8 protein-coding genes and 1 pseudogene are annotated in these 11403 nt (G+C 68.8%); 5 read left to right on the forward strand and 4 right to left on the reverse strand.

Annotated elements, in window-relative coordinates:
• Positions 1-219: 219 nt before the first annotated feature.
• Complete coding sequence (locus ABN273_RS45320; protein WP_349455779.1) at positions 220-1476, reverse strand: FAD-dependent monooxygenase; 1257 nt, start codon at positions 1474-1476, stop codon at positions 220-222.
• A gap of 233 nt (positions 1477-1709) precedes the next feature.
• Positions 1710-2744, reverse strand: a complete 1035-nt coding sequence (locus tag ABN273_RS45325) for an NAD(P)/FAD-dependent oxidoreductase (RefSeq protein WP_349455780.1) — start codon at positions 2742-2744, stop codon at positions 1710-1712.
• Between the two features lie 319 nt (positions 2745-3063).
• On the opposite strand from ABN273_RS45325, the gene ABN273_RS45330 reads away from it, so the two are divergent.
• Complete coding sequence (locus ABN273_RS45330) at positions 3064-4707, forward strand: FAD-dependent oxidoreductase (RefSeq protein ID WP_349455781.1); 1644 nt, start codon at positions 3064-3066, stop codon at positions 4705-4707.
• 664 nt (positions 4708-5371) lie between these two features.
• On the opposite strand, the gene ABN273_RS45335 is transcribed toward ABN273_RS45330, so the two are convergent.
• Both ABN273_RS45335 and ABN273_RS45340 read right to left on the reverse strand, forming a co-directional pair.
• Positions 5372-6214, reverse strand: a complete 843-nt coding sequence (locus ABN273_RS45335) for an alpha/beta fold hydrolase (RefSeq protein WP_349455782.1) — start codon at positions 6212-6214, stop codon at positions 5372-5374.
• Between the two features lie 108 nt (positions 6215-6322).
• Positions 6323-7138, reverse strand: coding sequence for an oxidoreductase (locus tag ABN273_RS45340; protein ID WP_349455783.1), 816 nt, complete (start codon positions 7136-7138; stop codon positions 6323-6325).
• A gap of 138 nt (positions 7139-7276) precedes the next feature.
• Between ABN273_RS45340 and ABN273_RS45345 the strand changes: the two genes are divergently transcribed.
• From ABN273_RS45345 to ABN273_RS45365, 4 genes and pseudogenes are all read left to right on the forward strand, one after another.
• The gene (locus ABN273_RS45345; RefSeq protein WP_219530540.1) at positions 7277-7900 is read left to right on the forward strand and encodes a TetR/AcrR family transcriptional regulator; all 624 of its coding nucleotides are present in this window, start codon (positions 7277-7279) and stop codon (positions 7898-7900) included.
• Positions 7901-8473: 573 nt separating this feature from the next.
• A pseudogene (locus ABN273_RS59880) lies at positions 8474-9017 on the forward strand (zinc-binding dehydrogenase).
• 279 nt (positions 9018-9296) lie between these two features.
• Positions 9297-10337: a hypothetical protein gene (locus tag ABN273_RS45360; protein WP_349455785.1), complete on the forward strand. Its 1041-nt coding sequence runs from the start codon at positions 9297-9299 to the stop codon at positions 10335-10337.
• Entirely contained in the window at positions 10334-11104 is a 771-nt protein-coding gene (locus tag ABN273_RS45365) for a hypothetical protein (protein ID WP_349455786.1), read from the forward strand. The genes ABN273_RS45360 and ABN273_RS45365 overlap by 4 nt, the downstream gene beginning before the upstream one ends.
• Positions 11105-11403 lie beyond the last annotated feature (299 nt).

Genomic DNA, 11403 nt, shown 5'->3' on the forward strand with positions numbered 1-11403 from the left:
GTTTGGTGCTGGCTGGCCGCCCCGCGATGACAGCCCGGACATGACAGGCACCGCCCGCCTAGCACTTGCCGCGAAGAGTCCAGGCATGTACGTGATAACAGCCTATTCTCCGGTACATGACCCTCCCGGCCATCCCCGCGACCTGCGTCCGAGCATTCGTTCGACGAAGTTGCGGGCCCAGACGACCTCGTTCTCCCGCTCGCATTCGCACAACTCCACTCACGCTGCAGCGGCGGCGATATCCAGACTTTTCATCCGCGCCCTGTTGGTCATCATCTTGGCGAGCAGCCGGCCGGCGATCGGCAGCCGGGCGAGGCGGATCATCACGGACCGAAGCAGCAACTCGGCGCGGTTGCCTGGAGTGAAGAAACCGCGCATGCTCACACCGCTGCCGAGGTGGTGGTCGATGAACGGGCGCAGGTGGTCCTCCCAGTCCTGCAGCGCTCGTGGCACGTCGTGCGGGTGGCGTTCCAGCATGGTGCCGAGCAGGTCCGCCCCGGCCAGGCCGGTGGATGCCCCCATGGCGGAGTAAACGGTCAGGCACCACGCGGCGTCGCCGACGAGCACGACTCGGCCGCGGTGCCAGTGGTCGAGGTGCACCTGCTCGGCGGAGTCGAACAGGTGGTCCGGGGCCTTCTCGAACTGGTCGAGCAGCCAACCGAGCGTGGAGCCGGTGGGCTCGGGGCCGTAGGCGGCGCGCAGCGAGTCGATGGCCGGCCGGGTGAACTCGGCGTCCACGTCGTCGGTGCGGTAGGAGAACAACACCGACGGCGGACGGTCGGCGAACGAGAACACCCACACCGATCGGCCCGCCTCGGCCATGATCAGCCCGTCCTGGGGGCGGTAGCCGGGTACTGGCTCGGACAGGGCGTACACGGCGATCATGTAGTTCAGCCGACGGATCGGGCTCTGCTCGGGCTCGAACGCAAGCCGGCGCACCGTCGAGCGCAGTCCGTCTGCCCCGACCACCAGGTCGAACCGTTCGACGGTCGTCGTCTCCGTCGTCAGGTCGCGGATCTCGACGTCCACCCCGTCGAGGTACTGGTCCAGCGCGATCGGCACGGTCGAGTAACGGATCTCGACCTCGTCGGGCAGGGCGGTGAAGGCCGCGTCTTCGATGTCGCCCCGCATCACCATTCGAGACCCGCCGAACACATCGGCGTAGCCCACACCGCGGCGGCGCCGGCCCGTGCGGTCGACGTCGTAGCTCACGCCTTCCGGAGCGAAGCGATTCGGCACCGCATCGGCGATGCCCAGCCGCTGCGCGGCGGCGAGCCCGGTCCCGAACAGCGCGATGAAGTATCCGCCGCGGCGCCGCTCGGGGGCCTTCTCCAGCACCACCACGTCCCAGCCCGCGCGATGCAGTCGCAGCGCGGAGGCGATCCCGCTGATCCCGAGGCCGACCACCAGGGCCCGCTGTCGCGATGTCGTGTTCTTGTCCACGGGATTGCGCTCCGTCATTGTCGTGTCTTTCATCTGATTGGGATGGGTCGGCCGTTGAGGAAGCCGAGGATGTGGAGACGTCGAGGCGGGCGAGGAAGCCGAGGAGTGTGGCGTTGACCTCGGCGGGACGCTCCTGCTGCTTGCTTGCTGGGCATGGCTGAAAACCGTCTGGAAACTGATCGGTTTCCACCTGGGAAAACAGATCGGTTCCTCACCAACGAAGGTGAGGCGAGCGGGTGACGGGCTGAGATCTCAGTGCTTCAAGATCATCTTGTGGCCCCTTTTGGGCCTACCTCGACGATCCCCTGCAGGGCCGCGTCGGTGTCCGCGATGGCCAGCACCTTGTTGATGTCGGCGCCGGCCAGCGCGCCGGCCGCTGCGGAGGCTCCGACCTGGGCGACCGGATCGGTGGCGTTGCCGGCCACCCACACACCCGGCACCTCGGTGATGCCGGCCGCGCCGGAGGCGAAACCGCGGGCCATGTTCGGCAGGTCCTGCACCGGCAGGCCCAGACCTTCCAGGCCCTGGGTGCGGGCCTGCATCCGCGGGCCGACCGCGAGGACGCGGCGGGCCACGACCTGACCATCGGCCAGGCGCACCCCGGCGAGGGCACCGCCGGTGTCGTTGACGACCTCGGTGACCGGGGTGTCGATGACGCGGATGCCACGGGCGGCGAAACGGGCGCGGCTGTCTTCGTCCAGGTCGGTGCCGTGGGTGAAGTAGGTCAGGTCCTCGGTCAGCTGACGGAACAGCAATGCGTGGCCGATGGAGGCCGGGCCGGTGGCGAGGACACCGATGGGTTCATCGCGCACCTCCCAGCCGTGGCAGAACGGGCAGTGCACCACGCTGTGCCCCCAGTGCTCGGCGAGCCCGGGCACCTCCGGCAGCACATCCGTGAGGCCGGTGGCCACCAGGATGCGGCGAGCGGTGACGCTGCGGCCGTCGGCCAGGGTGACGGTGAACCGCAGGTCCCCGTCCGCCGACGGAGCGGCAGGCTCGGCCGAGACCACCTCGCCCTGGACGACGCGTCCGCCGTACTGGCGCACCTGCTCGCGGCCCCGTCGAAGGATCTCCGACGGCGGAGTGCCGTCGAAGACGATGAAGCCGTGCACGGCCTCCGCGGGCGCGTTGCGCGGGGAGCCACTGTCGATCACGACGACCGAGCGGCGGGAGCGGGTGAGGATCAGCGCACCGTTCAGCCCCGCGGCGCCCCCGCCGATCACCACCACGTCGACGGTCCCCTCGGCCAGCGCATCGCTCGCGGAGTCCTCGCCGAAGAGCGGCTGGGCCACCTGTGTCATGAGTTCAACCTCCAAGCCGCCTTCGCGGCATCACGGTCCCGCAAGCCCGGACCAAGCCGGTCCGGCGAGCCCAGGACGGTTGTGTACTGAACTGTCAGAAACCTATGCGGTTCTGTACTGACTTGTCAAAGTACGGCAGGTCGGCCATACGATCAGACTGGTCAGGTCCACGAAGGACGCTCGCTGTGGTGGTTGGGCACGGCGGCGATGGCCGTGGCGAGAGTTGAGCCCAGGGAAACGGAAGTCGGGGCCGACGCCGGCAAAACGAGCGGAGAAGAATCGTGACCGGAGTGATTCGCCTGCCAGACAAGGGAGAAGCATGAGCATCATCCCCGTGCCGGACGAGCTGACCCATTACTCGTCCCGCCGGCTGGGCGAGGTCGATGAGGTGGCCTGGCCGGTGTTGAGCCAACACGCCCTGGACCTGTTGCGGTCATCCGGTGAGGAACTGCACCCCGCGCCCGGCGAGTTGCTGTGGGACGCCGGTGATCCCACCGACTTGCACCTCGTGCTGACCGGTGGCGTGCTCCTCGTGGACCGCCGGGAGGACCGGGTCGTCTTCGTGATCGAGGCCGGTGACTTCGTCGGCGAGCTGGGCATGCTGATGGGACAACGCGCCGTCTTCCAGGGCGTGGCCATGGAAGACACCGCGATCCTGCGGGTTCGGGTGGAGGAACTGCGCCGGCTGGTGGAGATCTCGGGGGAGCTGAGCGATGTCCTGCTGTCCGCTTTGGACGCCCGGCGGCGCTTCCTGAGCAGGAAGGGCGAGGGTGGTCTGGTACTGGCCGGAGACGACGACCGCGACCTGCACCGCCTCCAGGACTTCGCTGAACGCAACCAGATTCCCTACCGGACGGTGCTGCGCTCGAACCCGTCGGCGTGGTCGGAGCTGGCGCAGACCTGTGCCTTGCCCGAGACCGGTACGGCCGTTGTCACGGCACAGCGCCGCGTCATGACGGCGCCTACCACGCGTGACCTGGCAACCGCGCTGGGAATCGACCTGTGGGGCATCGCCGACGATTCCCGGTGTGACCTGCTGGTGGTGGGCGCCGGACCGGCGGGGCTGGCCGCTGCCGTGTACGGGGCGTCGGAGGGACTGGACGTGGTCGTCGTCGAGGACGTCGCCATCGGCGGCCAGGCCGGCAGCTCGTCGCGGATCGAGAACTACCTCGGCTTCTACCGCGGCGTGTCCGGGGTTGAACTGGCACGGGCCGCGATGCTGCAGGCGGTCAAGTTCGGGACCAGGCTTCTATCACCCCGCTCAGTCACTGGGCTGTCGGAGGTGCCCGACGGGTTTCGGGTGCGGCTCGACGACGAGCATGACGTCCTCGCCTCAGCGGTGATCATCGCCAGCGGCGTGCGCTACCGGCGCCTGGACCTGCCTGGCCTGGCCGACCTGGAGGGCCGTGGCGTCTACTACGCCGCAAGCCAACTGGAGGCCAACCAGGTCTCCGGGCGGAACGCCGTCGTGGTCGGGGGCGCCAACTCCGCCGGCCAGGCGGCCCTGTTTCTCGCGCGGAACGCCGGCCACGTCCACGTCCTGATCCGCCGCGATGACCTGCGCGACACCATGTCGAACTACCTGGCGCAGCGCCTGACCCACCACGAGCGGATCACCGTGCACCCTCGCTGCGAACTGACCGCCGTCCATGGCAGCAGCCGGCTCAGCGGGCTGACCTGGCACGACCGCGCCCGCGACCGGGACGTACGACTCGACGCGGCCGCACTGTTCCTGATGATCGGCGCGGACCCCTGCACGCCCTGGCTGCACGACATCGGCGTCGACCTCGACGCCAAGGGCTTCGTGCTCACCCACGACAGCTTCGCCACCTCGATACCCGGGCTGTTCGCCGTCGGTGACGTACGCGCAGACTCCGTCAAGCGGGTGGCATCGGCCGTCGGCGAGGGATCCGTGGTCATCTCCGCAGTCCACGCCTACCTCGCCAGCAGAAGGACGTTCTGACCCGAGCCTTACGGCGAGCCATGGTTGAACAGCTCCGGATGCCGGGTCAGCTCGACCCCGGTCCGGCGGATGTGACCGGAGCGCAATCGCGCTCGGCGTCCACCGAGCCCCAGCGCCGGATCGCATCCAGGAGCAGTCGATGCTCCTCGCGGGGCCTTGCCGGTTTGATGCCGCATTCTTTCTGAGTTGGAAGGGATGCATGTCATGCCGAAGCGGTTGGATCCCGAGCTGGGGCCCGAGCTGTCCGGCTGGTGCTGTAGCACCGTGCCGAGTACCCGACCACATACCGTGGCGGTGCTGGCGGTGTCCAAGCAGGTCGCGGTAGGCAGAAGTCGTTGTGGCGCTGGGTCGCCCAGGCCGAGATTGACGGCGGCGAGGCGCCCGGTGTCACGATCGAGGAGAACGAGGAGAACCGTCGGCTGCGTGAGGACGCGATTCTGAAGGCGGCCACAACGTTCTTCGGGGAGCTCGACCTCTGCAACGGCGGATGGTCGCCGTCATCGACGAGCAGCGTTTACCTGACGGTTCTGACCGAGCGGGTTGAAGGTTGCATCGCTGGTCATCGGGCGGCGATCCGCCCCATCCCGCCGTCGGCAGCAACGCCATGTCAGAGTCTCTCGCGCCGCCGATCCCGGTGGTCTCGCTGCGAGGGTCGAGTGATCCGCTACTGGGCCCATGCCGCGATCCGTTCCGCGATCGCCTCGGGGGCCTCGATGTGCAGGAAGTGACCGACGTCGGGGACGACCTCCAGCGCGTGCGGGGCGGCGAACCGATGTCGGTCGTCGACCTGCGGGGGGAGGATGCAGCCGTCGTCGGCACCGTGGAGCTGCAGCAGGGGCACCGTGATCGGCTGAGACAGGCGGCGCGTCGCCCCAAGCATGCCGGGTCGCAGCATCGCCCGGTAGTACTTGATGGGCGCGGGCATGCTCGCCCGTAGGTGCTCGTGTAGCTCCGCCTTCAGAGCTGGATCGAGCGAGAGGCCGGGCGACCACTGACGCCAGAGGCGGTCGATGAGGGCGAGATCGCGGGCGGCGACCATCAAGCCGCTTCCCGGCAGTTGAAAGAGCCCCATGTACCAGCTTCGGCGTAGCTGAGCGGGGCGCGGCCGGCTCAGGAACGTGAGTGGGTGGGGGAATGCGAGCGTGACCGCGCGTTCGATCCGCTCCGGCGCGGTGACGCAGGTATGGTATGTGATCGCGGCGCCCCAGTCGTGGCCGATCAACTCCACGGCTCGCCCGGGAGACCAGCGGTCGATCAGCGCGAGCACGTCGCTGGTGAGGGCTGCGAGGTCGAACGGCCCCGCGGTTGGGGACGGCGCGTAACCGCGAAGCCAGGGTGCGACGACGTGACGTCCGCGGCGGCCGAGTTCGGCGAGGAAGGGCGTCGCGGTCGGCGGATGGTCCGGGAAGCCGTGCAAGACGAGCGTCGGTTGACCATCGGGATCACCACCCTGCAGCGCGTGAAAGGTGCCGTGTGGCAGGTCGAAGGCGACGCGTTCGAACTCCATGTGTGTCAGCCTTCTCCACGAGCGGTCGGACGACAGGTGCTGATGCTGGCTTCGGTGTCTCTGGTTTTGGACATGGGCGTCTGCTCAGGCGCCGGGTGTCCTGCGGGGTCAGCCGGCCAGCCGGTTGAGCTTGCGGATTTGGTTGTCGAAGGCGCGCGAGGGCACGATCCGGCGCAGGAGGCTGACGCGTGCGGCCATCGAGCCGGCGGTGTAGCGGAGCTTGGGCTTGGAGTCGGTGGAGGCCGCGACGATCACCTTCGCGACAACGTCCGGGTCGTCGGCGGTGCGCACGGCGGTGGCCAGCACGTCTCGGGCGATCTCCCGCTGTGCGGCGTAGACCGGCAGGGGCGAGTCGGGTGCCAGGCTGCTCGCCTCGAAACTCGTGCTTGTGTAGGCCGGCTCGATCAGCAGCATCCGGACGCCGTGCTCGCGAAGCTCGTGGTCGACGGACTCGGAGTAGCCCTCGACCGCATGCTTGGCGGCGGCGTAGACGGCCATGAAGGGCGCTGGGATCAGACCGAGTACCGAAGAGACGTTGACCACGCGGCCACTGCCCTGGGCGCGCATGTGGGGCAGCACCGCGTTTGTCATCCGCATCAGACCGAAGACGTTGATGTCGAAGACCTCCTTGGCCTGGGTGATCGAGCTCTCCTCGCCGGCGCCGACCGCGCCCACGCCTGCGTTGTTGACCAGGACGTCGATCCGACCGAACCGCTCGATCACCTCCTCGACCAGGGAGCGGACCGACTCGTCGCTGGCCACGTCGAGATCGAGGAACGTCACCCCGGCCAGCGGCCCGGCGTTCGCCGCGTTGCGGCTCGTGCCGACCACCGCGAAGCCGGCGTCCACGAGGGCGAGCGCTGCCGCCCGCCCGATTCCGGAGGAGGCGCCTGTCACAAGGGCCACTGGGGGAGCTGTCTGCATGGTGGTTCCTTCGGTTGCGGCATGACTTCGTCGTGCCCAGTGCGGGGTCGCCAGGACGATTGTGTACTGAACAGTCAGAAACCTAGGCGGTTCTGTACTGAGTTGTCAAGTACGGCGGGTCGGCATTACCTTCGGTGTATGGCGAGACCACGAAGCTTCGACCGCGACCACGTCCTGCATGCCGCCGAGCGGCAGTTCCGCGCCTCTGGCTACAACGGCACGAGCGTCGACGACATCAGCTCTGCTACCGGCCTGGGCCGCGGCAGCCTCTACGCCGCGTTCGACGGCAAGCACGGCGTGCTGCTGGAGGCGATGACCGGCTACTTCGCCCGGCTGAGCCAGGGGCCGCGGAAGATGCTCGCCGGACCGGACGAGGGTGCCCTGGAACGACTGCACCAGTACTTGCTCCGCGCCGTCCATGGGGTGCCACTCGCCGCCGACGTACCCCCCGCCCCTGACCGGGCGGGGGCGGCCTGCTTCGCCGCTAAGATGGCCTTGGAGGTCGGCGCCTCCGACCCCGAGGTGAAACGCCTGGCCAAGGAGTGCTTCTCCGTGGTCCGGACGGCGGTGGCCGAGTGTGTGCGAGCGGCCCAGCGCAACGGCGACATCGACCCCGACGCGGATCCCGACGACCTCGCCTACCTTCTGCTGACCATCATCCGCGGGACCGATGTCGTCGGCGCGTACGGCCACAGCCCCGCCCGCCTGACCTCGATAGCGGAGAGCGCGTTCGCCTTGTTGCCCCGCCCGCACCACCGCTGAGAAGGGCACGGCCGGCCTCGCCGCACAGGCACCTGATCCGGTCGGCCCCCTTCGACGCCGCGGCGGCACAGCCCGTAGGTTTACGCGCCGCCGGGCGGTCGTCTGGGCGGTTGGCGAAGAACTGCGCCCGCCTCCAGTCGAGTTGCTCCACCGCATGCGCGGGGTCGCCGGGCTTGAACTGCGCGGTCAGTCGCCGAACGCCTCGCAGCAGCAGACGGTGGTACTTCGGCCGCCGCTCCGCCAACTCGGACCGCGTTTGCAGGAAGGAGCAGAACCTGCTGGACATCGACATACAGGTCCACCGCGTCGACCAGCTCGTCCGGGTAAGGCTCACTCACAGCCACGATCTTTATTCCCGCGCGACCAGGGCGGGGCCGACTTCGCGACGAGATCTACGCACGACCACGTGACCTGCGGATCGGCACCTTCGCCGAGTCGATCGCGATCGACGCCGACGACGTCGCGATCAAGCCCTCCTCGCTCTCCTTCGCCGAGGCCGCCGCCGTACCCCTGGTGGCGCTCGCCGCTCAGCAGAGCCTCGTCGACCTCGCCGACGTCCGCCCCGGACAGAAGATGCTGGTGCACGCCGGCGCCGGCGGCCTCGGCTCGACCGCCATCCAACTCGCCAAGCACCTCGGCGCGTACGTCGCCACCACCGCCCACACCCGCGACATCGACAAGGTCCGAGACCTCGGCGCCGACGAAGCCATCGACTACACCACGACCGACTTCGCCGACGTCCTCAACGGCTACGACGTCGTCCTCGACTCGCTTGGGCCCGGCCAGCCTGAAGAAGTCGCTGACGGTCCTGAAGCCCGGCGGACTGGCCATTAGCGTGGTCGGCCCACCCGACCCGGCCTTCGCCGCGCAGCTCGGCCAGCCGCTCCTCAAGCCGGTCATGGCCGTGCTGAGCCGCAAGCTCCGCAGCCGGGCGAAGCGACTGGGCGTCCGGTACTCGTTCTTCTTCATGCGCGCCGACGGTGCCCAGCTCAAGGCCTTGGCAGCCCTGTATGACGCCGGCACGCTGCGCCCCGTGCTCGACCGCACCTTCGACTTCGACGAAACCTCGACGCCCTCGCCTACGTCGAGCAGGGCAAGGCCAACGGCAAGATCGTGATCACCCATTGACCAAGACGTCGGTGGACCCCCGTTGTCTTTTGACCGTCCCCAGCCGGGACGGCTCGGTGGGCACCAGGTTCCCGAACGTCGTTGCCCCGGTGCGGTGTAAGGCGCGGGTGGCGCTCTGTGTCGGGTCTGGGGGTAACCATCTGCCAGGCGCTGGCGCCGGTGGCCAACGTGCTGGCGAGCCATGCGGCACGCTGGTTGGGGCCGTGTGATCGCCCTGGTCAGCGACATGACTATCCCTTTCTCTCGTACTTGGTCTGCCCCCCACACCGTGCCCCCGCAGTTCGCTCCCTACCTGCGCGAGCTGATCGGCCCGCCCCGCGCGAACCGCACCAGGTTGTGGCTCATCGACGCCTCCCGCACCACTGCCAGCTCGGTGATCACCGCAGTGCACGGCGAGGCCGATGTCCAGGTCACCGTCTCCGGGCCTCAGGAGTTGGACCGGCTGCGCCCCAGGCCACCCTCTACCGCCATCGCGTCGGCCATGGGCGACCTGATCCCCGACGACCTGCCCGCCGACAATTTCCTGACCTTCCGCGCCGCCTGCATCCGCTCGCTGGATCGCAGCATCGCCAACCGGGTCGACCAGCTGTGGCTGCGCACCTTCACCAATGCTCGCGCCTGGCTGAGCAGCCACCGCAGGATCGGGGAGGCCCATCAGGCACCCACCCAGCTCGCGCTGCCGCTCAGCCTGCACCTGGCCGCCCGCCTCTACCGATCCGCCACCGCCGGTGAAGCCCTGGTACGGCTGCGCGCCACCCAAGCGGCTTTCTTGCGCGACGGGCTGCTGCTGCACCACCAGGCCTGGCCCAGCGAGCCCGGGCTGGGCCACCGCCTGAGCCCCGCCGCGGTCGCGGCCATCAACCGGGTCATCTCCACCGCGCAGGCCGCCGCCGCGACCCTCTACCTGCTGTTCCCCTTCGACCGGCGCGACAGCGAACGGTACTGGCACCCCGCCGAGCTGACCGTGGACGACATCACCGCCACCGCAACCACCGTAAAGATCAACGGCGAGTCCCTGCCCGTCCCCCGCCACGCCCGGCCCGCGCTGCTGGCCCACCTCACCTTCCGCCACCTGCAGGGCGCCCGGTCGACCGACCCGTTCTTCGGCGTCACCAAACCGCACCAAGATCTGCGCGTCCTGGCCGAACGGGCTCTGACAGCCACCACCGCCGCCGGCGACGCCCGCCCCATCGACGCCGAGCCCCCCGCCGGGCACGGAACCCTCTGGATGAGGCAACGCCGCCTGGCCCTGCGCAACCTCGTCGGCGACGCACACGCCCTGGACCTGAGCACCCCCGTATGGACATGAAGCAGCCCGAGCCGCTCGGAACCTGGCTCCTGCGCCGGGCCCGAAACCACGGCATGACCGGCGAGCAGCTCGCTGACCTGCTCGGCTTACCCGTTCACCGCATCCGCCAGTTCGCCACCGCCGCCGACCTCGACGACCTGCCCGTACGAGCGATCCGAGCCATGGCCAGCCACCTCGGCCTGCCCTGGCCCGACTGGCTCCAACCTGTCGACACGCCCGACGACCGCACCGACCCGACCAGCTCCGCACCCACCGCCGACTCTCCCGGCGACGCTAACTGCGTTCACGCCGTTCTCGCCCTGGCCCTCGGCCAGCCGATGCGCCTGGACCAGATCGCTCACATCCTGAACTGGCCACTCGAACGCACCCAGACGGCCACGGACCACCTCGCCCAGCGGCTCCCCGGGCACCAAAGCCTTCGTCTCATCGCCGGCGACGACCGCGCCCTACGGCTCATCGTCCCGTCCGACATCCTCGCCCCCGCTGCCCGCACACGGCTTCAGCAACTCACCTACCAGCAACAAGGCCCCATGACCGGAATGGCCCTCATCGCCTACCGCGCCGGATACCGTGACCGCCAGCGCATCCGCGAGCTGCTGATCCGCAATCCCGAACTGCTGGAGGCCGCCGTCGCCGCTGGCTACATCACCTGCCGTATGGATGCCAACGGCCAACCCACCGCGATCCAGCTCACCCCCGAGGTCGCCTTCAGCCTGAACATCCCCATCGATCTCCACGACACCCTGCTGCTCGACCCGGAGACGTGATGTGACAGGCGTCACTGACAGTCTCATGGCAGAGAGTTGCTGACACTCTCGTGGCAATTGGCAAAATCGACCCCTCGGGACATGGGCTGCTCGGGGCTTCAGGAAATCTGATACTCAGCCCGGACAATCCCCCCTGTAACCAGCAATGCCGGTGAGTTAGGGCATTTGCGCTGGTGAAGGCGCCTTTCTCAAGATTTTGATCTTGTAGCTGGCCTTGGTGGCCGGCTGCGCAGTGTCACGCTTCTTGGTCGGGAAGGTGTTCTTGGCTGGCTTCTTGACGCGCTCGCACTGACGCTCGC

It is taken from the genome of Nonomuraea sp. B19D2 (assembly GCF_040137845.1).
GTDB lineage: Bacteria > Actinomycetota > Actinomycetes > Streptosporangiales > Streptosporangiaceae > Nonomuraea.

Coding starts and splice junctions, on each gene's coding strand:
- ABN273_RS45335 (WP_349455782.1), bottom strand. CDS start 6,214: ATGGAGTTCGAACGCGTCGCCTTCGACCTGCCACACGGCACCTTTCAC.
- ABN273_RS45365 (WP_349455786.1), top strand. CDS start 10,334: ATGAAGCAGCCCGAGCCGCTCGGAACCTGGCTCCTGCGCCGGGCCCGA.
- ABN273_RS45340 (WP_349455783.1), bottom strand. CDS start 7,138: ATGCAGACAGCTCCCCCAGTGGCCCTTGTGACAGGCGCCTCCTCCGGA.
- ABN273_RS45325 (WP_349455780.1), bottom strand. CDS start 2,744: ATGACACAGGTGGCCCAGCCGCTCTTCGGCGAGGACTCCGCGAGCGAT.
- ABN273_RS45330 (WP_349455781.1), top strand. CDS start 3,064: ATGAGCATCATCCCCGTGCCGGACGAGCTGACCCATTACTCGTCCCGC.
- ABN273_RS45345 (WP_219530540.1), top strand. CDS start 7,277: ATGGCGAGACCACGAAGCTTCGACCGCGACCACGTCCTGCATGCCGCC.
- ABN273_RS45320 (WP_349455779.1), bottom strand. CDS start 1,476: ATGAAAGACACGACAATGACGGAGCGCAATCCCGTGGACAAGAACACG.